The following is a 19,722-nucleotide window of genomic DNA, read 5'->3' as shown; positions in this document are numbered from 1 at the left end:
CACAGGGCGCTTCGTCGGAAGAGACCGATGTCTGACACGTCGATTTCAAATGTGACAACCTTGTGCGGCCTGAATCGGGCCGGTCTGGCGATCGCGCGCCTCGGCGTCGTTCTCGTCTCCGGGGCGGTTATAGGGGCGTGTAATCCAGCGCCGACCCAGCCTACCGAGCCGGCGCATGAAAAGCATCTGACGTCGAAACTAATCGCGCAGCGCATCATGTACTGCGACGACGGCACACGCGCCGATGTCGACTTCATCGATGACGGCTTGAAAATGGCCGTCACCTGGCTGCCGAAGGGCAGGACCGAGATCCTGCGCGCGCAGCGAACCGGTGACGAGTTTCGCGGCGACCATTCGCGGGCTGTCGTGGCGGGCGGATCGATCGCGTTCACGCGACGCGGGAAGATCCGCGTCTGCCACCGAACCCCGGAGGAGTCCTAGGAAATGCAGGCACTGCTCTATACGCTTGCGCCTGTGCTGGCGGTCGTGCTCGGCGCGATTGTCGCGAGCCGCACCAAGTTGAAACCTGGCCTCGTGGCGGGCCTACAGCATCTCGCTGCCGGCGTCGTGTTCGCGGCGGCAGCGACCGAAATCCTGCCGCAGGTCAAGCATGAGGCATCGCCCAGCGCGACGTTGATCGGCGGGGCGGCGGGCGTCGCGACCATGCTGGGGCTCAAGGCTCTTGAGGCCCGCTTCAAGGGGCCGATGGCGCTACTCGCCGCGATCGGCATCGACATTCTGGTCGACGGCCTGGTGCTCGGCCTCGCTTTCGTGGCGGGCGAGAAGGCAGGTCTCCTGCTGACGATCGCGCTCACTCTGGAAGTGTTATTTCTGGGACTGACGCTGACCGACGAGCTGGCGGAAACCTATCGCTCGCGCTTGCGCATCATCGTGATCGTCTCGGCATTGGCCCTGCTGCTGCCGATCGGCGCGCTCGCTGCCGTGCCGGTCGCCGCGCTGTCGCCGGTGATGATCGCCGGCTTCCTCAGCTTCGGGCTGATGGCGCTGCTCTACCTCGTCACGGAGGAGTTGCTGGTCGAGGCGCACGAGAAACCCGACACCCCGCTCATCAGCTCGATGTTTTTCGTCGGCTTCCTGGCCCTGCTGACACTTGAGGAGATGATGGGATGATCCCGGGCAACGACAACAATGGCGGGCAGGAGCGCCGCACACTGTGGATCGTCCTGCTGCTGAACGCGGCGATCGCTGCGGGCTTCTTCGTTTCCGGCTTCTTCGCGGACTCGAGCGCGCTGATCGCCAACGGCGTCGACAACCTGTCCGATACGGCTGTGTATGCGCTGAGCCTTGTGGCGCTCACCCGGGGCCAGACATGGAAGACACGCGCCGCGGTCGCTTCGGGCGTCATGCTGCTGATCTTCGCGGGCGGCATCTTGATCGATGTCGGACGGCGCTACGTGCAGGGCAGCGAGCCCATCGGACCTACCATGATGGTCATGTCCGCGATCGCCGGCGTCGTGAATTACCTCTGCCTGCGGCTGCTCCAGCGCCTCAAGGATCCGGACGTCAATCTCCGGGCCGCAACCACCTTCAGCTTCAACGACTTCATTTCCAACGGCGGCATCCTGATCGCCGGCGTGCTGGTGCTGTGGTTGGGTACCAATTGGCCGGACCTGCTGGTCGGCTTCGCCACCGCCATCATCGCCATCAAGGGCGGTGTCGAAATCCTGCGCGACGCGCGCGCCGAAACCAAGAAAAGCGAAAGGAGGTCGTCATGAACGACAAGCTCGAACTCGACATTCCAGTGTTGTTGCCGGACCTTCCTGACGCGGCCGATGCCTGCCTGGACCGTCTCGTATCAACCCTGTCAAAGCGCGAAGGTGTCGAGCGGGCGCATGTGATCTGTCTCGACGGCAACACGCCAGCGGCGCTGTGCATCCATTTCGATGCCGCCAAGCTGCCGCTGCCACGGTTGCGCGAAATGGTGCGCGCCGCAGGTGCCGAAATCACCGAGCGCTACGGCCATGCGATCTGGCAGGTGACGGGGATCAACCACGAACGTCGGGCGCGCACGGTCAGCGATGCGCTGTGCGCCTTGCCCGGCGTGGTCCAGGCAAGCGCCAGCACCAGCGGGTCTGTCCGGGTCGAATATGATCGCCGCGAAACCACCGAAGAGGAGGTGCGCGCTGCGCTTCGCAAGCTGAAGGTGAGGGTGGGCAAGCGGGTCGCTGCCGATGAACATGCCGGCCACGACCACGGCCCCGGGGGCCACGGCGCGGGCGAAGAGAAGCACGACCCCGGCGATGGCCACGACCATAGCCATGCCGAGTTTCTTGGTCCCAATACCGAGCTGATCTTCGCACTCGCCTGCGGCGCGCTGCTGGGGATCGGCTACGCGATCGAGAGGCTGGTTGCCAGCGCACCAGACTGGCTGCCGACCGCCTGCTATATCGCGGCCTATTTCTTCGGCGGGTTCTTCACGCTGCGTGAGGCGATCGACAATCTCCGGCTGAAGAAGTTCGAGATCGACACGTTGATGCTGGTCGCAGCCGCCGGTGCGGCTGCGCTGGGCACATGGGCCGAAGGTGCGCTGCTGCTGTTCCTGTTCAGCCTCGGCCATGCGCTTGAGCATTATGCGATGGGCCGCGCCAAGAAGGCGATCGAGGCACTGGCGAAGCTCGCGCCCGAAACCGCGACCGTACGGCGCGACGGGCAGACCAGCGAAATCCCGGTCGAACAGATGGTCGTTGGTGACATTGCCATCGTCCGCCCGAACGAGCGCCTGCCTGCCGACGGCTTCGTCATCAAGGGCACCAGCGCGATCAACCAGGCCCCGGTGACAGGCGAAAGCATCCCGGTCGACAAAATGCCGGTCGCTGACACCGCGGCGGCGCGCGCCAAGCCCGACGCGATCGATGCGGAGAGCCGAGTCTTCGCTGGGACGATCAACGGCGGTGGCGCGATCGAGATCGAGGTGACGCGCCGTTCCAATGAAAGCGCGCTCGCCAAGGTCGTGAAGATGGTGAGCGAGGCGGAGACGCAAAAGTCGCCGACGCAGCGCTTCACCGACCGGTTCGAACGGATCTTCGTGCCCGCTGTCCTGATCCTGTCGGTGTTGCTGCTGTTCGCGTGGGTGGTTGTCGATGAGCCGTTCCGCGACAGCTTCTACCGTGCGATGGCGGTGCTTGTGGCAGCAAGCCCGTGTGCGCTCGCGATCGCAACGCCGAGCGCAGTCCTGTCGGGCGTTGCCCGTGCAGCGCGGGGCGGCGTGCTGGTGAAGGGCGGTGCGCCGCTCGAAAACCTCGGATCGCTGAAGGCGATCGCCTTTGACAAGACGGGCACGCTGACCGAGGGGCGTCCGCGTATCACTGATGTCGTGCCCGTCGATGGCACCGACGAGGGTGAGTTGCTGGCGCTGGCCGTCGCCGTCGAGGCGCTGAGCGACCATCCGCTGGCCCAGGCGATCGTCAAGGACGGCCGCGAACGTCTGAACGATCGTGCCGTGCCGACTGCCGGCGACCTCAAGAGCCTGACCGGTCGGGGCGTCATCGCGCGCGTGGATGGCGAGACGGTGTGGATCGGCAAGGCCGAGATGTTTGGACGTGAGGGCATTCCGGCGCTGGGGCAGGTGGCGCAGGACGCGATCGCGAAACTGCGCGAGAACGGCCGCACGACGATGGTGGTCCGCAAGGGGGACCGCGACTTTGGCGCGATCGGCCTGATGGACACGCCGCGAGAAGCCGCCAAGACTGCGCTGCGCCGGTTGCACGAGATGGGCGTGTCGCGGATGATCATGATTTCCGGCGATCACCAGAAGGTCGCCGAAGCGATCGCCAACGATGTCGGGATCGACGAGGCGTGGGGCGATCTCATGCCGGACGACAAGGTTGCCGCGATCAAGAAACTCGCCGGCGAGGACAAGGTCGCGATGGTGGGCGACGGCGTGAACGATGCCCCGGCGATGGCAAGCGCTACGGTCGGCATCGCGATGGGCGCGGCGGGGTCGGACGTGGCGCTGGAGACGGCCGACGTCGCGCTTATGGCCGACGATCTGACCCACCTGCCGTTCGCGGTCGGCCTCAGCCGGCATACGCGCGGCATCATCCGGCAGAACGTCTTCGTCAGCCTCGGTGTGGTCGTCTTCCTCGTGCCTGCCACCATCCTCGGCCTCGGCATTGGGCCAGCGGTGGCGGTCCATGAGGGGTCGACGCTGCTCGTCGTCATCAATGCGCTCAGGCTGCTCGCCTACCGCGACCCGGTGGGGAAAACGGCATGACCTTGCTCACCATCGACCTCTATGGCGCGCTTCCCGAAAGCGAGCGACCGGCATCGGTGGATAAGACTGTAACCCTCATGTCCGTCGACCCGAATATCCCCTTCAGCCTCCAATCTGGATCAGGCGCGTAGAATAGGCAGGCGGCATGTTTGAAAGCTCATTCTAGGAGATGATGCCCCATATCGTCAGTCTCGCCGTTGCGTACGCGCTAGCCCTGCCGGTTGGTTGGGATCACGAAAGGGACGTTCGCAGCATAAGCATCCGAACGTTCTCGCTGGTTGCCATCGCCAGTTGCGGCTTCGTGCTGGTGGGCATCGCGATCCTCAGCCGCACGTCTCCGGCGCAAGCCAGGTTTCTCGAAGGGCCGATTACGGGTGTCGGTTTCATTGGCGGTGGCGCGATCCTGAAGAACGGCAGCAAGGCCGTCGGGCACGGCGACTGCGGCCAGCCTGTGCGCGACCGGCGCGCTCGGCGCGGCCGTCGGCTGCGGCCTGTATGATATCGCCGCCATCTTGAGCGCTATCACGTTCCTCACGCTACGGTGTTCTCGTCCGCTCACCTCTCGAAACTCAGCCTCGCCTTCTCGCGTGATCAGGGCTGGTTTATGGCGGTCTTCGTGGCCAAGATCGGTCTGGGCCTTGTCGTGTTCGCCTGGAAGCCGTGGCTGGGCCTCGCCTTCCTTGCCGCCTATGCGCTCTATGTACGGCAGGAAATGGCCGCGCCCGGCGACACCGAGGACGAGGCGCTTGAACCGCTCAAGTTCCAGCCCGGCCGCGCGGTGCCCACTACCGGCATGGCGCTGGCCCAGACGCTAGCCGCGCTGCTGGTGATCTTTGTCGCCTCGCGGGTGTTTTTTTCACAGCTGGAAAATCTTGGCCCCGCGCTGGGGCTTCAGCCGCAATTGCTGGCGCTGCTGCTCAGCCCCATCGCCACCGAGCTTCCCGAAACGATGAACGCGATCATCTGGGTGCGGCAGGGCAAGTATCCGCTGGCGCTGGCCAATATCTCGGGCGCGATGATGATCCAGGCGACGATCCCCACCGCTTTCGGCATTTTCTTCACCCCTTGGCATCTGAGCACGCCGCTGCTGGTGGCCGCCGGGGCCACCATGCTGGCCATTGGCGTGATGTATCTGGCGTTTCGGCGCGGCTATGTCGCGCGCTGGCTGCTGGCGAGCATGGCCGGGCTTCATGCGGGTTTTGCCGGGCTGCTGATCGCGCTTCACATCACCTGAATATGCTTGTGGGCGGTATCGTCGCGCTTGCCACATCCCCCCTGGGGGATATGCGGGGACCATGACTGATCTTACCGCCCTGCTTGCCCAGAATACCGCTAATGGCTGGCTGTTCATCCCCAGCGCCATCGTTCTGGGTGCACTCCACGGGTTGGAGCCAGGCCATTCCAAAACGATGATGGCCGCCTTCATCATCGCGGTGAAGGGCACGGTGCGTCAGGCAGTGCTGCTGGGACTGGCAGCCACGCTGTCGCACACGCTGGTGGTATGGCTGGTAGCGATGGGGGGCATGTGGGCTTTCGGATCCTTCCGTGCCGAAGACACAGAGCCTTATTTCCAGTTGGCCTCGGGCGTGGTGATCGTCGGCATGGCCCTGTGGATGCTATGGCGCGCGCGGGCCGATTTGCATGCCGCCCATGCGCATGGGCACCATCATCATGACCATGACCATGGCCACGATCACCACCACAACCATGAAGCCAGCGAAGAGACCGTCCACGAATTGGAACTCGCCACGGGCGGATATGTCGATGCTCACGAAGCGGCGCATGCAGAGGATATCCGCCAACGCTTCGCCGGGCGTGCGGTTACCACCGGGCAGATCGTGATCTTCGGCCTGACCGGTGGCCTTGTCCCGTGCCCGGGGGCGATCACCGTGTTGATGCTGTGCCTGCAACTCCATCAGGTGGCGCTGGGGGCGGTGCTGGTCACCGGCTTTTCGGTGGGGCTGGCGCTGACCATGGTCACGTCGGGCGTGCTGGCGGCGCTGTCCCTGCGTCATCTGGAAAAGCGCTGGAGCGGCTTTGGTGAGGCGGTGCGCAAGGCACCGCTGATCTCTGGCGCAGTGATCCTCGTCATCGGATGCATCGTCGCGCTTGACGGGGCGCGCCATCTGGTCTGACTGGTGCCATGAGCCACGCCACCGACAAGGATCTCGTCAACCGCCTCAAGCGTGCCAATGGTCACCTTGCCAGCATCGTTACCATGATCGAGGAAAACCGCAGCGCGCTTGATGTCGCGCAGCAATTGCAGGCGGTGATCGCCGCGCTCGACAAGGCCAAGAGCAAGCTGGTGGCCCATCATATCGAGCATCACTTGACCGAGACGCTGGGCGATCTCTCGCCGGACATGCGCGACAAGCTCGCGCAATTGTCGGAGCTGGCCAAATACCTCTAAGGTCTACCAGCGCGAGCGCAAATCCTGTCCTTGATAACCGCGCCAGCCTCGTTCGCGTTCTGGGCCATGGGCTGCACCGCCCATTCATTGGGCAATATGATCGTAGCTCCAATCTGCCAATTGCGTAGGCAGACGAACGCCAGATCATCAGCGGTCAGGCGGCCTTTTCTGCCGCCTCACTGGCCTGGGCCTCGGCACACACCATCGCCACCAATGCCGACCAGCGCTTTACCGGATCGGTTGTTGTTGCGTGGCGCGCTGGCCTTGGCGGCAGTCAGTTGCAATGGAGCGCAAAGCGCAGCATGTTCATCGGGCTGGAGCAGGCGCTCTAACCGTGAAAGCAACCATTTGGCGCCGCCGAAAACGACTGAATGCGCCTGATACAATCATTCCCCGACCGGGCTTTGGCCATATTTACGCAGCACATCATCGAAAGCCTCGGCCATCAGTTCTTGAAGGCTAAGTCCATGTCTGCGGGCGCAGACATGCATGGATAGCGACATTTCGCGCGAGAAGTAGGCAGCTATGGCCTTGCGACCTGTGCGGCTGTTAGATTTGGCTGGGGTGTTGGTCGGTATGGATGTAGCGCCAGCCCCTCCAATGCCAAGCACATCGACCTTAGATTCCGGCTCTGGACTGGCTTTTGGCTTGTCGGCAAGATTCGCAAAGCGGCTCATTTGCTCACACTCCCTCATGTGCGGCGGTGGACATTGTCACATGTGTGATGGTCCACAAGTGTAGAGCGGTGATCTCGGCAGCAGCCTTGCCATTGGGTTCGAACTCAATCACCGAAGCGCCCGCTGCACTGGCATGGCGATAAACAGCCCGGTCCGGCAGGATGTACAGGCAAGCCTTGATGCCGAAACCCTGCACCAGTTCAACCGCCTCCTCATACATGCGCGGTGCATGAGGCGGACCAGCGGTAAAGACCACATAGGCAGGCTTGTCGAACAATCGCACCAGGCTCACCGTGGTCTTGATTGCTGCCAGATCAAAGGCGCTGGGACGGCAAGGGACTAGCACCAGATCGGCCACCTCGACCGCTCTGCTGGCTGCGCTATCGGCATGGGGCGGCGTGTCGATCACGATAAAGGTCGCGCCTTGGCGCTGGGCGGCCTCGGCCTTAGCCTGGATACGTGGCGGGGCGCTGTCGATCACCTCAGGCGCCTTGTCGGCGCGCCATGCGCCCCATTGGCTGGCAGTGGCCTGCGGATCGGTGTCAATAATGAGGGCAACGGCGCCAGCGGCTTCAGCGGCGGCGGCTAGGTTCACGGAAAGGGTGGTCTTACCCGAACCGCCCTTCTGGCTGACGATGGCTATAATGGTCATGGGGATTTCCTTGCCCGTTCACATGTGGACGTTTGGACAGGTGAGAGGCTGGACAGCATCACCCGTCAGGTGTGACGCGCCGCTCCACGCTGGCCATCAGCCTCGCGGTCAGATGGGCCATTGGGCCAGCCTGCGGCTCGGTAGTCTGCTTAGGCGCAGGGGATTGTGATGGCGCCTGCTGGGCGCTGCGCTCGGTGACACGGAACAGACCAGCGAGATTCACGCCTGCCGAGCCCGCCCGCCGCACCATGCCCGCCAAGCAGCGCGCTGGAGAGCCCACGCGATAGCGATGGCCCGGCGGCAGTTCGGCATTCCGGTCGATCAGCAACACACTAAGTGCTGCCCGTTCCCGGCCGAACTGCTGGCAAGCCCGGCCCCAGGTGCTCTGGGCGATGCCAAGCCGACCACAACTGCGCCACGACGCCTCGACGAGGTTGGGCCAGGTCGGCCTGCCCAGCGCCTCGACGATGCCACGATAGCTCTCGGTGGCCACCACCAGCGCGGTCACGGGCCGGATGCGCTCGAGTGGATCGCGTGCTGGCGCGGTACGCTTTCGTGGTGAGTTTTGGTTCTGTATATTGGGTGCGCAATTTTCTTCCGGCGCGTCGGAAGTTTTCAGTGCACGGGGATCGGGTTCCGGCCCAGAATCCGAACGATGTTCGATGGCTGCGAGCATGGCGGACAAGGCCTCTCGGATGGCGATTAGGCGGTCGATGTTGCTGATCCGCGCCGTGCGGCCGTCTGGCAGGATGGTCTCGGCCCGCTCACGCAGATCATCGTCACCCGCCTCGCGGATGCGCTGGCCCAACTGGCGGATCTCGGCACGACATTGTTGAATGGAGCGTGCTTGCAATTCCTGCGCCTTGGCCTTGGCTTGCATCTCGGCAAAGCGTTCGACCAGCGGGGCCAGATTGATGCCCGCAGCCCAGACCACGATCCCGTCCTGCCGGTCGCCAGCGCGCTCGCCGTTGATGCCGGCATTGCGGACGATGAAGCCTACCTTCTCCAACTCCCGCTCGGCGGAATTGATCGACCGTGGCGTCAGCCCCAAGGCTTCGGCAAAGCGGCAGGCTTGCGTCCAGACCGCGCAGATGCGGCCCGACAAGTAGTCGCCATCCATCGTCTTGAGGACGTAGTGCCGAACCAAAGCTACGGCTGTCGAAGAGAGCCCAAAGCCTGGCCTCGCCACCTGCTCAAACAGACGCAGCAGATCGAACCTGCCAACGCCTGATGGCAGGCCCCTATGGGAAAGGGTGGTACTCATAGCGCCCCTCCCCCACCAATGGCGCTTGCCACCGAGTCACGGGAGCGATAGGATTCCGCCATAACCGAACAGCTATTCCAACAGCCGCTGCGAAAGGTTGCCGCCCTTTCAGCGGTTTTTTGCTGACCTGACGGCGGCCCCTCACCCGGATCATGTTTGGGCAAGACACGGAGCGTAATGTTTGCCAGGGCCCTTGCACAGAGAGCCTCCGCGTACGCAGGTAGAGCGTACAAGAGAGACCCTCGTACAAAGCTCGTACACGGCAATTTTGGAGCCCCGATTTTATCGCGTAATTTCAAGATACTTACGCGAAATCGCAATTCCCCTTCACACGGGTGGGGTCACAGGTTCAATCCCTGTCGCGCCCACCATGATCTCCTGAACATCAAGAGGTTATGGTTTCATCCCAGGCGGGATGACGGCAGCGTTTTGTGACGCGCCAATACGGATATCCCCTTTCTTCGCCATCGCCACAGACAGGCTTTGCGGCCATTGTGCCGCCGTGCGCCCTGGCGGCAATCGCTTGGCGCATGCGGGCTGGACATCCGCAAAGATATTATACAAAATACCATATATGCACGTTATCCGCGCGTCCCGCCCTGCCTGCCTTGCGCTCACAACCGGGGGCCGGCGATGACCGCTGCGCCGCCGCTGCGCCATCCTCGCGGTCTGGCGGTGCTTGCCGCCACGGAAACGTGGGAGCGCTTTTCGTTCTACGGCATGCAGGCGTTGCTGATGCTTTACATGACCACGCAATTGCTGCCCCAGGCGCGCGGCGATGGCGGGACGCGGGTGCTGGGGCTAGCCGGCTTGCGCCAGGCGCTTTCGGCCGTGGTCGGGCCGATGTCGGACCAGGCCTTCGCTTCGCAGGTGTTCGGGCTCTATGCCGGGCTGGTCTATCTGACGCCGCTGGCCGGTGGGCTGATCGGGGATCGCTTGCTGGGTGGGCGGCGCACCGTGCTGATCGGCGCGGGGCTGATGGCGATGGGGCACCTGCTGCTGGCCTTGCAGCCATTCTTCCTGGTGGCCCTGGTGCTGCTGATTGCCGGATCGGGCTGCCTCAAGGGCAATATCGCCACGCAAGTGGGGCGGCTCTATGCCCCGGCCGACCAGCGCCGCGACCAGGCCTATCTGTGGTTCAACCTGGGCATCAACATCGGCGCCTTTGCCGGGCCGCTGGTCTGCGGCTTCCTGGGGCAGGATGCGGGCTGGCACCTGGGCTTTGCCTGTGCGGGCGTGGGCATGCTCGTGGGCATGGCGGTCTATGTGGCCGGCTGGCGCCACCTGCCCGCAGACGGGCCGGCTGCCTTGGCCGACGGCACGGCGGATAACGCCCCGCGCGCGCGGCTGGGCGTGCTATTGGGCCTGATCGCGCTCAGCCTGTTCTACAACATTCCCGTGGGGCAGAGTTACAATGTCTTTCCCCTGTGGATCGACCATGCCGCCGACCGCCGCATTGGCGGCATGGACATGCCAGTGGCCTGGTATCTGGCCAGCGACGGCTTGATCACCGTGCTGGCAACACCGGTGGTGCTGGCGCTGTGGGCGCGGCAGACGCGAGCCGGCCGATTGCCGGATGCCGCCGCGCGCATCGGCATCGGCTGCGCCATGCTGGCGGCGGCCGATGCGCTGCTGGCCGGGCTGGCCCACACCTTTCCCCAAGCCCACGCGCTGGGGCCGCTAACCGGCTTTGCCTATTTCCTGCTGGCGTCATCGGCCTATCTTTTCGTGATGCCCGTGCTGCTGGCGGCCGTGGCCCGCGCGGCACCGCCCCATCTCACCGCCACGCTAATCGGTGGCGTCTATGCCGGGCTGTTCGCCGCCAATCTCACCGCCGGATGGCTCGCGCGCTTTTACGAAAGCTGGGGCGCCAGCGCGTTCTGGGCCGGCAACGGCGCGATCGCGGCCGCTGGCGCGCTGGCCGCGCTGGCGCTGCGCCGCCCCCTCGCCCTGCCGGTTGCGCCGCGCTAATCCCTTTTCGAGACCTGCAACAAAGGAACCCCCGATGCCCTTCCCCTGGCGCCGCTCCCCCGTCCGCGACCTGGTTGCAGGCCTGCTTCTTGCCAGCGCGATTGCGCCGGCGGTGCTGCCCACCACCGCCATGGCCCGGCCCGTGGGCAAGGCAGCCGCAAGCAGCGAGGATGCCCGGTTCGCCGCGCTGACGGCGGCGGAATGGGCCTGGCGCAAGACCCAGTTTCCCGATGACGAGGACAGCGGTATCCACGGCGTGCCCCGGCTGCCCGACGTGAGCGCCGCCGCCCAGGCCGCGCGCCTGCGCAAGTGGGAAGACGTGCGCGCCCAACTCGACAGGATCGAGGCCAAGCGACTGTCCCCGGCCAACCAGGTGAACGCAGCGATCTATCGCTATCAGATCGGCACGCTGATTTCCGCGCAGCGCTATCGCGAATATGAAAAGCCGCTCAACGCCGATACCAATTTCTGGGGCGACCTGGCCGACAGCGCGCGCGAGGCGCATCTGCGCAGCGAGGCCGACTACACCGCCTATATCGCCATGCTGCGCGACGTGCCGCGCTATTTCGACCAGCAGATCGCCAATATGCGCGCCGGCCTGGCGCGTGGCTTCACCCCGCCGCAAATCACCCTGCAGGGGCGCGACGACACGGTCCTGCCGGTAACCGCCGCGCCCAAGGTGGAAGACAATCCGTTCTACGCGCCATTCGTGGCGATGCCCGATACGATCCCCGCCGATCGCCAGGCGGCCTTGCGCGAAGAGGCCCGGGCCGCCCTGGCGCAAGCGGTTGTGCCCGCGCACCAGCGCCTGCTGCAATTCCTGAAAACGGATTACATCCCGCGCGCCCGCACTCGGCTCGATGCCTATTCGATGCCCGATGGCCAAGCCTATTACCAGGCGCAGATCCGCGAATACACCACACTGGACCTGACACCCGCGCAGATCCACCAGATCGGGCTGGACGAAGTGGCGCAGATCCGCAGGCAGATGCAGGCGGTGATGCAGGACGTGCATTTCCAGGGAGACTTGCCCGCGTTCCTGCAATTCCTGCGCAGCGACCCGCAGTTCTATGTGAAGACACCCCAGGCCCTGCTCGACCGCGCAGCGTGGATCGCCAAGGAATTCGACGGGAAGGCGGCCGACTGGTTCGGCCATCTGCCCCGCCGCCGCTTTGCCATCGTGCCGGTACCCGATGCGATCGCCCCCTATTACACCGCCGGGCGCGGCGGGCCGGGGGTCTACCTGGTCAACACCTATAACCTGCCCTCACGGCCGCTCTATTCGCTGCCTGCGCTGACCCTGCACGAAAGCGCGCCGGGCCATGCGTTCCAGATGCCGCTGGCCGCCGAGAACAAGGGCCTGCCGCCGTTCCGGCAGAATTCCTACATCTCTGCCTTTGGCGAAGGCTGGGCGCTCTATTGCGAAAAGCTGGGCGAGGACATGGGGATGTACCACACGCCCTACGAACGCTTTGGCATGCTGTCGTACCAGATGTGGCGCGCGGCGCGGCTGGTGGTGGATACCGGCATCCACACCATGGGCTGGAGCCGGGCCCAGGCGCAGCAGTTCCTGCACGACAACACCGCACTGTCGGACCACGAGATCGAGACCGAGACCGACCGCTACATCGCCTGGCCGGGGCAAGCGTTGAGCTATTACCTGGGCGAACGTGCGATCCTGGAGGCCCGCGCCCGCGCGCAAAAGGCGCTGGGGCCCAAGTTCAATATCCGCGCCTTCCACGATACCGTGCTGCAACTGGGATCGGTGCCGCTGCCGGTGCTCGATGCGGCGGTCGATCGCTTCATTGCGCAGGGCGGCAAAGGCCCCTACCCGGACGAGGAGTGAGCGCGCCATTGCGGATGGCCGCCCCGCCCGTATATGGTCACCGCGCGGGGCGGGCGCGGCATCTGCCGCAGGGCTGCGGCTTCGGGAGTGATCAGGAATGAGCCTTGTTGTGCGTACCTTGGCCGATCGCATTTTCGACCTTGTGCGCGAGAAAGTGGTTTCCGGGCAACTGGCCGAGGACCAGCCGATCCGCCAGGATGCGCTGGCCGCCGAATTCGGCGTGAGCAAGATCCCGCTGCGCGAGGCGCTGGCCCGGCTGGAGCAGGAAAACCTGCTCGTTTCCCATGCCAACCGCGGCTATTTCGTGCGCGCGATGAGCGCGGACGAGGCCGAGGAAATCTATGCCCTGCGCCTGGCGGTGGAGCCGGCCGCCGTGGGCCTGGCCGCGCTGGCCGCCACCGACGAGGAACGCGCCGCCGCCATTGCCGCGATGCAGGCGCTGGACGAAGCCGCCACCAGCCAGGCCGAGCTGGTGGCCATGCGCAACCGCGAGTTTCATGTGGCGCTGACCCGGCCCTGCCGCCGCGCGCTGACCATGCAATTGATCGAGCGGCTGCAGATCATGTCGGAACGCTATACCGTGGCACACCTGGCGCCGGCCGGGCGCGGCGACCGCGCGCATGACGAACACAACGGCCTGCTGCAGGCGTGGCTTTCGCGCAATGCCGGCCGGGCACAGGAACTGGCCGCCGCGCACATCACCGGCACGCTCAACGACCTGCGCCAGCAATTGAACCTGCTTTAAGTGCGGCCCGCCAGGCTGCGCCCGCGGGCATAAAGCAGGTAGATCGCCAGGCCGATGGCGTTCCATTCGGCAAAGCGCACCAGGGTCTTGGTGGGCAGCGAGGCCATCAGGTAGAGGCAGCCCAGCACGGTCAAGGTGCCCACCACATACGGCGCGGGGCTGCTGAAGATGCGGCGCAGATCGGGCGCGGTGCGGCGCAGCACCATCATCGACAGGCCCACCGCGATGAACGCCAGCAGCGTGCCGGCGTTGGCCAGTTCGGCAATCTCGTCCAGCCGGAAGAACCCGGCCACCGCCGCCACGAACAGGCCGGTGATCATCGTCACCAGGCGCGGCGTGCCGCTTTTGGCCGAAACCCGCGCCAGCACCGGGGGCAGCAGCCCGTCGCGCGCCATGACGAAGAAGATGCGGCTTTGCCCGTACATCATCACCAGGATGACCGAAGGCAGCGCCACCAGCGCCGCCCCGGCAATGGCCCAACTGGCGAGCGGATGGCCCAGCGTGCGCAGCACCAAGGCCAATGGCTCGGCCGATTGGCCGAGCGCGGTAAACGGCAGCGCGCCGATCGCGGCCACGGCCACGAGGATATAGATCAGCGTGCACAGCGCCATGGAGCCGACGATGCCGATCGTCAGGTCGCGGCCGGGATTGCGCGCTTCCTCGGCCGAGGTGGCCACGGCATCGAAACCGTAGAAGGCAAAGAACACCACGGCCGCCGCCGCCATCACGCCGCGCGTTTCGCCGCCCTGCACATGGCTGGCAAAGCCATAGGGCATGAACGGGTGCAAATGGGCCGCATCGAACGCGGGCAGCGCCAGGGCGACGAAGGCGGCAAGCGCCACCATCTTGATCACCACCAGCACGATGTTGAGCGTGGCGCTTTCGCGCGTGCCCAGCGTGAGCATGGCGGCGATCGCCAGCGACACCACCACCGCCGGCAGGTTGACCAGCCCGCCCGCGTGCGGCCCCACCAGCAGCGCCGCCGGCAAGTGGATGCCCGCCGATTGCAGCCAGCCGACGAGATAGCCCGACCAGCCCACCGCCACGGTGGAGCAGGCCAGTGAATATTCCAGAATCAGACTCCACCCCACGATCCAGGCCAGTGTTTCGCCCAGCACCGCGTAAGTATAGGTATAAGCGCCGCCGGCCGCAGGCATCAGCGTGGCCATCTCGGCATAGGCGAGCGCAGCGCAGGCGCAGACCGCGCCCGCCACCAGGAAGGCCAGGATCACCGCCGGCCCGGCGCGCTCTGCCCCCACGCCGATCAGGGTATAGATGCCTGTGCCGACGATGGCGCCCACGCCGAGCGCGACCAGGTGCGGCCAGGACAGCGTGGCTTTCAGCCGATGCGAACCGCTGGTGTCGCCAGCCTCGGGTACGACCGGCTTGCGCGGCCCCAACAGCGATTTCATGCCCTGCCCTTTTGTCAGACGACCGTGAAGCCGGCCCAGAACGGATCTTCGCGGTCGATCCAGATGGTGTTGAAGCCGGTGGCCAGCGCCGAACCCTCGATCGAGGGGATGATCCCCGGCGTGCCGGCAAGATCGGTGGTTTCCTCGACCCGGCCGATGAAGCGGCTGCCGATGTAGCTTTCGTGGACGAAGCGGTCGCCCGGCGCGAGCACGCCCTTGTGCACCAGGTGCGCCATGCGCGCCGAGGTGCCGGTGCCGCAAGGGCTGCGGTCGATCGCCCGCTCGCCATAGAACACCGCGTTGCGCCCATCGGCGCCCTCGCCCTTGGGCTTGTCGGCCCAGAGCACGTGGCTCACGCCCTGGATGCGGTCGTCGAGCGGGTGCACGGGCGTGATCTGTGCGCGCACAAGTTCGCGCACGGTGCGGCTCAATTCCACGATGCGCGCGGCGCCCAGGTCATCGAGCCCGGCATAGGCGCCCTGCGGCTCGATAATGGCGTAGAAGTTGCCGCCATAGGCAATGTCGAGGCTGAGCGGACCGAAGCCGGGTACATCGATGGCGATGCCGGTCGCCGCGACATAGGCCGCCACGTTGCGGATGCGCACCCAGCGCACGCGCTGGCCCTCCTGCCCATAGTGGATCTCGATCACCCCGGCGGGCACTTCGATCCGCAGGAAGCCCGGCTCGCGCGGCTGGATCAGGCCATGTTCCAGCCCGAAGGTGACCAGGCCGATGGTGCCATGGCCGCACATCGGCAGGCAGCCCGACGTTTCGATGAACAGGATGCCGCAATCGGTATCGGCGCGCGTGGGCGGATAGAGGAACCCGCCCGACATCATGTCGTGCCCGCGCGGTTCGAAGCACAGCCCGGTGCGGATCCAGTCGAACCGCTCCAGGAAATCCTGGCGCCGCTCGATCATGCTTGCGCCGCGCAGCAGGGGCGCCCCGCCCGCCACCAGGCGAACGGGGTTCCCGGCCGTGTGGCCATCGACGCAGAAGAAGTGATGGCGCATGCGGTCTTTCCTCAGGCCGCGACGGCCGCCTTGAGGCAGGGACGCGTGGCGGCGCACTGTTCCACCCAGGCGGTCACCTGGGCGCGGCGCGCCCCCGTCAGCGGCAGGCGCGGCATGCGCACGCGCTCGCTGCCCCGGCCCATGATCTGTTCGGCCAGCTTGATCGACTGGACCAGATCGTGTTCGGCATCAAGGTGCAGCAGCGGCATGAACCAGCGATAGATATCGCGCGCTTCATCGATGCGGCCTTCGTCCAGCGCGGCCACCAGGCGCACGGATTCTTCGGGGAACGCGCTGGTCAGGCCCGAAACCCAGCCCGATGCGCCCAGCAACAGCCCTTCGAACGCCACGTCGTCCAGCCCGGCCATCACGGTGTAGCGATCGGCAAAGCGGTTGATCACATCGGTGATGCGGCGGGTATCGGGCGCGCTTTCCTTGATCGCGACGATGTTGGGCACGTCCTGCAACGCATCGAGCGTGTCGAAATCGACATTCACGCGATAGGCGGGCGGGTTGTTGTAGAGCATGATCGGCAGCGAGGTGGCCTCGGCCACAGCGCGGAAATGGGCCTGCAATTCGTTGGTGGTCGGCACATAGACCATCGCGGGCAGCAGCATCAGCGCATCGACGCCAAGCTTTTCCGCATCGCGCGCATAGTCGATGGCGCGCGCGGTGGTGAATTCCGAAACGCCCGCCACCAGCGGCACGCGGCCGCCCACGGCTTCCACGCCGGCGGCCAGCACCTTGCGCTTTTCATCGGATTCGAGCGAATTGTTCTCGCCGCAGGTGCCCAGCAGGATCAGGCCGTTGACGCCATCGTCGACGAGCGCGGTCTGTACCTTTTGCGTGGCATCATAATCGATCGACAGATCGGCGGCGAACTGGGTCGTGGCGGCGGGATAGACGCCCTTCCACAACGCCTTGGCAATGGTCATTTATCGTTCCTCCGAAATCTTGTCGGTTTTCGTATACTATATTCCATCAAATGGCAACCCCCGGATCACGCCTTGTTCGTGCCGGCCGGATTGGCCACGGGCGCGGGCGCGATCATGCGCACCCCGAACGCCGGCCCGGCGCTTTCGCGCGCATGGGGGACAAAGCGCACGCGCACGCTGGCCTTGCCGGCGGTCAACCGTTCGGGCACGGCATATTCCACATCGATGAACTGGCCGGGACGATCCATGTCGAGCGTCTGGGTGGCGATTACCGTGCCATCGACCAGGATATCGAACACGCGGCGGCGCTCAGCGCCCCAATAGCTGGCCTGGAGTCGCATCGGCCCGGCTTGCACTTTCATGGTGAACTCGAAATAGCCGCCCGAGCGCGCATCGCGCCCGTTGCGGCCGCGATAGGTGACCGGATAGGACAGTTCCGATGCCAGGGCATGATCGCGTTCGGGCTGCATTTCGCCCAGGTGCATTACGTCGACCGACCGCGCCGCGATGTCGCGCGCGCGGGCCTGCTCGGCCAGATAGGCGGCCTCCTGGTCTTTCCACGCAGCATCGGAAAAGCGCTTGAAATAGACCGCGCTGCGCCGCGCATACTGGCTGTAGAACGGCACGAAGGAAAGATCTGCCGGGCGCAGCACGCCCTTGGTGGCATAGCGCGGATGGGCTGAGGGCACCGCCCGGAACGCGGCCAGCGGCGCTTCGCCGACCATCGCCGGATCGGGCCCAGTCCACGGCGCCTGGGCCGCGCCCAGGTCTGCGGCCATGACCAGCGGCCCGCGCAGCACGGCCACGGTATCGGGCGCGCCGGCCGCCGGTTCCAGCCGCAGGTCGAGCGGCAGGACCAGGCCCACGCGATCCCCGCTGCGCCACGGGCGCGCCAGGATGGCGTAACCGTCGCGCTCCACCGGCCGCACCGTTTGCCCGTTGACCGAAACCAGCGCCCGCCCGCGTGCCCAGCCCGGCACGCGCAGTGCCACGGCAAAGGCCGCCTTGCGCGACACGGTATCGAGCGTCAGCGTGGCTTCGGGTTCGAAGGGATAGGCGGTTTCCAGGCGCAGGGCCAAGCCCTTGGCCTGCCAGCGCGCCTGGGCGGGGATATAGAGATTGACGTAAAGCGTGGCGCCGTCTTCCCAGAATATCGAATCGCCGTGCTTGGCGTGGCTTTCCATGCCGGTGCCCACGCAGCACCAGAACGGATCGTCATCGGGCGTCGAATATTCCCGCGCCGTGCCGCTCATCAGCGGGGTCATATAGGTAAAGCCGCCGGTTTCCGGGTCTTGCGCGGCCATGACGTGGTTGAGATGGGTGCGTTCGTAATAGTCGAACCAGGCCGCGTCGGGCTGCCAGCGATAGAGCGCCCGCGTCAGCTTGAGCATGTTGTAGCTGTTGCAATGCTCGCAGGTCTGCTCGGTGATGTGATCGGCGATGGTATCGGGCGCGGAGAAATATTCGCGATCGGCATTGCCGCCGATGACGTAGGAATGGTGGCCCGTCACCGCCTGCCAGAAGAAGCGCGCGGCGCGGGCCGGTTCGTCCTTGCCGGTCAGATCATGGATGCGCGCCAGGCCGATCACCTTGGGCACCTGGGTGTTGGCGTGGAAATTGGCCAGCTCGTCCTTGCCGGCGACAAGCGGATCGAGCACGCGGCGGTCATGGAGGCGCTGCGCCACCGCCAGCCATTGCCCATCGCCGGTGCGCGCGGCCAGTTCGGCATAGCTTTCGTTGAGGCCCCCATATTCGCAACCCAACAGCGTCTGCATCTGCGCATCGTCGAGCGCGGCAAAGACGTTCTGGAAATAGCGGGCAAGGCCGAGCGTGACGGCCAGCGCCTGGGCATTGCCCCAGGCGGCGTGGACATCGAGCAGCCCGGCCATGACCTTGTGCACGGTGTAGAGCGGTGACCACGAGCCATTGAGATCGAACCCGCCCGAGGTGATCTTCCCGGCCATCACTTCGTGGAAGATCGGTTCTCCATCCACGATCTTGCCGTCCTTGGTGCGACGGCCCAGCGCGCCGACATAGCCACTGCCGCGCGCGGCCTGGGCGGCGGCGAGTTCGGCCACGATATAGTCGGCGCGGCGGCGGCATTCGCCATCATCCACCTGCTGCCACATCAGCGCCAGGGCAGAAAGATAATGGCCCAGCGTATGGCCGGCAATGGTATCGGCTTCCCAGCCACCATAAAGCGGCGCCTTGGGTGCCAGACCGGCATAGGCACGGAAATTGTGCAGCAGGCGATCAGGCTCCAGCGCGAGCAGGTATTGCCGATTGACCGCGACCGCGCGGGCATAGTCAGAAGGCAACAGGCGCACCGCGTCGAGCGGCAGAGGGCGGATGCGGGACGCGGCGAGATCGGCTGGTGCCGCCACGGCGCGGCCCGCTTGCGCCAAGGCGATGATGCCGATGCCCGTGCTGGCCATCCATGCGCGCCGGCTGAGTTTCATGGAGCAGAACTTTCGTAGGGGTGACGGCCTGACGACCAGGGAATGAGCCCCACACATTATATCGTATATTATATTTGACAAGCCGTCGTCCTGACGCCACCGTT

Annotated in this window: 19 protein-coding genes; 12 read left to right on the top strand and 7 right to left on the bottom strand. The window is 65.5% G+C overall.

Going from position 1 to position 19,722, the window contains the following annotated elements; genetic code table 11:
• Positions 1 to 27 precede the first annotated feature (27 nt).
• The 9 genes from R9J51_RS05770 (at position 28) to R9J51_RS05730 (ending at position 6,644) form a co-directional block, all read left to right on the top strand.
• Positions 28 to 441, top strand: a complete 414-nt coding sequence (locus tag R9J51_RS05770; RefSeq protein ID WP_004212881.1) for a hypothetical protein — start codon at positions 28 to 30, stop codon at positions 439 to 441.
• Between the two features lie 3 nt (positions 442 to 444).
• Positions 445 to 1,131 (top strand): ZIP family metal transporter, encoded by a 687-nt coding sequence (locus tag R9J51_RS05765; protein WP_004212882.1) that lies wholly within the window; start codon positions 445 to 447, stop codon positions 1,129 to 1,131.
• Positions 1,128 to 1,736 (top strand): cation transporter, encoded by a 609-nt coding sequence (locus tag R9J51_RS05760; protein ID WP_004212885.1) that lies wholly within the window; start codon positions 1,128 to 1,130, stop codon positions 1,734 to 1,736. Before R9J51_RS05765 ends, R9J51_RS05760 begins: the two co-directional genes overlap by 4 nt.
• Complete coding sequence (locus R9J51_RS05755; RefSeq protein ID WP_179506090.1) at positions 1,733 to 4,234, top strand: heavy metal translocating P-type ATPase; 2,502 nt, start codon at positions 1,733 to 1,735, stop codon at positions 4,232 to 4,234. Before R9J51_RS05760 ends, R9J51_RS05755 begins: the two co-directional genes overlap by 4 nt.
• Entirely contained in the window at positions 4,231 to 4,365 is a 135-nt protein-coding gene (locus R9J51_RS05750) for a hypothetical protein (RefSeq protein ID WP_008067845.1), read from the top strand. Before R9J51_RS05755 ends, R9J51_RS05750 begins: the two co-directional genes overlap by 4 nt.
• A 38-nt stretch (positions 4,366 to 4,403) precedes the next feature.
• On the top strand, positions 4,404 to 4,733 hold the full coding sequence (locus R9J51_RS05745) for an MgtC/SapB family protein (protein WP_332306345.1): 330 nt from the start codon (positions 4,404 to 4,406) through the stop codon (positions 4,731 to 4,733).
• A gap of 117 nt (positions 4,734 to 4,850) precedes the next feature.
• Positions 4,851 to 5,468, top strand: coding sequence for a sodium:calcium exchanger (locus R9J51_RS05740; protein WP_248633978.1), 618 nt, complete (start codon positions 4,851 to 4,853; stop codon positions 5,466 to 5,468).
• Positions 5,469 to 5,529: 61 nt separating this feature from the next.
• A complete protein-coding gene (locus tag R9J51_RS05735) occupies positions 5,530 to 6,369 on the top strand; it encodes a nickel/cobalt efflux transporter (protein ID WP_008067856.1) in 840 nt (279 codons plus the stop codon).
• Between the two features lie 8 nt (positions 6,370 to 6,377).
• A complete protein-coding gene (locus R9J51_RS05730) occupies positions 6,378 to 6,644 on the top strand; it encodes a metal-sensing transcriptional repressor (RefSeq protein WP_008067861.1) in 267 nt (88 codons plus the stop codon).
• Positions 6,645 to 7,030: 386 nt separating this feature from the next.
• Here R9J51_RS05730 and R9J51_RS05725 read toward each other — a convergent pair whose 3' ends face one another.
• From R9J51_RS05725 to R9J51_RS05715, 3 genes are read right to left on the bottom strand one after another with little or no spacing between them, the layout of a single operon-like run.
• Entirely contained in the window at positions 7,031 to 7,321 is a 291-nt protein-coding gene (locus R9J51_RS05725; RefSeq protein ID WP_081458645.1) for a ribbon-helix-helix domain-containing protein, read from the bottom strand.
• A 4-nt stretch (positions 7,322 to 7,325) separates the two neighbouring features.
• Complete coding sequence (gene parA / locus R9J51_RS05720) at positions 7,326 to 7,973, bottom strand: ParA family partition ATPase (protein ID WP_008067863.1); 648 nt, start codon at positions 7,971 to 7,973, stop codon at positions 7,326 to 7,328.
• Between the two features lie 58 nt (positions 7,974 to 8,031).
• The gene (locus tag R9J51_RS05715; protein ID WP_018076098.1) at positions 8,032 to 9,237 is read right to left on the bottom strand and encodes a helix-turn-helix domain-containing protein; all 1,206 of its coding nucleotides are present in this window, start codon (positions 9,235 to 9,237) and stop codon (positions 8,032 to 8,034) included.
• Between the two features lie 633 nt (positions 9,238 to 9,870).
• Between R9J51_RS05715 and R9J51_RS05710 the strand changes: the two genes are divergently transcribed.
• From R9J51_RS05710 to R9J51_RS05700, 3 genes are all read left to right on the top strand, one after another.
• Positions 9,871 to 11,208, top strand: coding sequence for a peptide MFS transporter (locus tag R9J51_RS05710; RefSeq protein ID WP_179506089.1), 1,338 nt, complete (start codon positions 9,871 to 9,873; stop codon positions 11,206 to 11,208).
• Between the two features lie 34 nt (positions 11,209 to 11,242).
• Positions 11,243 to 13,054 (top strand): DUF885 family protein, encoded by a 1,812-nt coding sequence (locus R9J51_RS05705; RefSeq protein ID WP_179506088.1) that lies wholly within the window; start codon positions 11,243 to 11,245, stop codon positions 13,052 to 13,054.
• A gap of 97 nt (positions 13,055 to 13,151) precedes the next feature.
• Positions 13,152 to 13,799 carry a GntR family transcriptional regulator gene (locus tag R9J51_RS05700; RefSeq protein ID WP_179506087.1) on the top strand — a complete coding sequence of 216 codons (648 nt, stop codon included), beginning with the start codon at positions 13,152 to 13,154 and terminating at the stop codon, positions 13,797 to 13,799.
• Here R9J51_RS05700 and R9J51_RS05695 read toward each other — a convergent pair.
• The 4 genes from R9J51_RS05695 to R9J51_RS05680 all read right to left on the bottom strand — a co-directional run bounded on the left by R9J51_RS05695 (position 13,796) and on the right by R9J51_RS05680 (position 19,618).
• Positions 13,796 to 15,211 carry an amino acid permease gene (locus tag R9J51_RS05695; RefSeq protein ID WP_179506086.1) on the bottom strand — a complete coding sequence of 472 codons (1,416 nt, stop codon included), beginning with the start codon at positions 15,209 to 15,211 and terminating at the stop codon, positions 13,796 to 13,798. The genes R9J51_RS05700 and R9J51_RS05695 overlap by 4 nt on opposite strands.
• 14 nt (positions 15,212 to 15,225) lie before the next feature.
• Positions 15,226 to 16,224, bottom strand: a complete 999-nt coding sequence (locus R9J51_RS05690; protein ID WP_179506085.1) for a 4-hydroxyproline epimerase — start codon at positions 16,222 to 16,224, stop codon at positions 15,226 to 15,228.
• Positions 16,225 to 16,235: 11 nt separating this feature from the next.
• Positions 16,236 to 17,159, bottom strand: coding sequence for a dihydrodipicolinate synthase family protein (locus tag R9J51_RS05685; RefSeq protein WP_179506084.1), 924 nt, complete (start codon positions 17,157 to 17,159; stop codon positions 16,236 to 16,238).
• Positions 17,160 to 17,224: 65 nt separating this feature from the next.
• On the bottom strand, positions 17,225 to 19,618 hold the full coding sequence (locus R9J51_RS05680) for a beta-L-arabinofuranosidase domain-containing protein (protein ID WP_432787882.1): 2,394 nt from the start codon (positions 19,616 to 19,618) through the stop codon (positions 17,225 to 17,227).
• Positions 19,619 to 19,722 lie beyond the last annotated feature (104 nt).

Origin of the sequence: Novosphingobium rhizosphaerae (assembly GCF_050920675.1) — a bacterium.
In the GTDB taxonomy this organism is placed as follows: domain Bacteria; phylum Pseudomonadota; class Alphaproteobacteria; order Sphingomonadales; family Sphingomonadaceae; genus Novosphingobium; species Novosphingobium rhizosphaerae.
Note: the sequence above shows the minus strand (reverse complement) of the source record. Positions and strands in the feature narration are given on the sequence as shown.

Coding starts and splice junctions, on each gene's coding strand:
- parA (WP_008067863.1), bottom strand. CDS start 7,973: ATGACCATTATAGCCATCGTCAGCCAGAAGGGCGGTTCGGGTAAGACC.
- R9J51_RS05730 (WP_008067861.1), top strand. CDS start 6,378: ATGAGCCACGCCACCGACAAGGATCTCGTCAACCGCCTCAAGCGTGCC.
- R9J51_RS05710 (WP_179506089.1), top strand. CDS start 9,871: ATGACCGCTGCGCCGCCGCTGCGCCATCCTCGCGGTCTGGCGGTGCTT.
- R9J51_RS05750 (WP_008067845.1), top strand. CDS start 4,231: ATGACCTTGCTCACCATCGACCTCTATGGCGCGCTTCCCGAAAGCGAG.
- R9J51_RS05765 (WP_004212882.1), top strand. CDS start 445: ATGCAGGCACTGCTCTATACGCTTGCGCCTGTGCTGGCGGTCGTGCTC.
- R9J51_RS05685 (WP_179506084.1), bottom strand. CDS start 17,159: ATGACCATTGCCAAGGCGTTGTGGAAGGGCGTCTATCCCGCCGCCACG.
- R9J51_RS05725 (WP_081458645.1), bottom strand. CDS start 7,321: ATGAGCCGCTTTGCGAATCTTGCCGACAAGCCAAAAGCCAGTCCAGAG.
- R9J51_RS05760 (WP_004212885.1), top strand. CDS start 1,128: ATGATCCCGGGCAACGACAACAATGGCGGGCAGGAGCGCCGCACACTG.
- R9J51_RS05705 (WP_179506088.1), top strand. CDS start 11,243: ATGCCCTTCCCCTGGCGCCGCTCCCCCGTCCGCGACCTGGTTGCAGGC.
- R9J51_RS05695 (WP_179506086.1), bottom strand. CDS start 15,211: ATGAAATCGCTGTTGGGGCCGCGCAAGCCGGTCGTACCCGAGGCTGGC.
- R9J51_RS05755 (WP_179506090.1), top strand. CDS start 1,733: ATGAACGACAAGCTCGAACTCGACATTCCAGTGTTGTTGCCGGACCTT.
- R9J51_RS05745 (WP_332306345.1), top strand. CDS start 4,404: ATGATGCCCCATATCGTCAGTCTCGCCGTTGCGTACGCGCTAGCCCTG.
- R9J51_RS05735 (WP_008067856.1), top strand. CDS start 5,530: ATGACTGATCTTACCGCCCTGCTTGCCCAGAATACCGCTAATGGCTGG.
- R9J51_RS05700 (WP_179506087.1), top strand. CDS start 13,152: ATGAGCCTTGTTGTGCGTACCTTGGCCGATCGCATTTTCGACCTTGTG.
- R9J51_RS05770 (WP_004212881.1), top strand. CDS start 28: ATGTCTGACACGTCGATTTCAAATGTGACAACCTTGTGCGGCCTGAAT.
- R9J51_RS05680 (WP_432787882.1), bottom strand. CDS start 19,618: ATGAAACTCAGCCGGCGCGCATGGATGGCCAGCACGGGCATCGGCATC.
- R9J51_RS05690 (WP_179506085.1), bottom strand. CDS start 16,224: ATGCGCCATCACTTCTTCTGCGTCGATGGCCACACGGCCGGGAACCCC.
- R9J51_RS05715 (WP_018076098.1), bottom strand. CDS start 9,237: ATGAGTACCACCCTTTCCCATAGGGGCCTGCCATCAGGCGTTGGCAGG.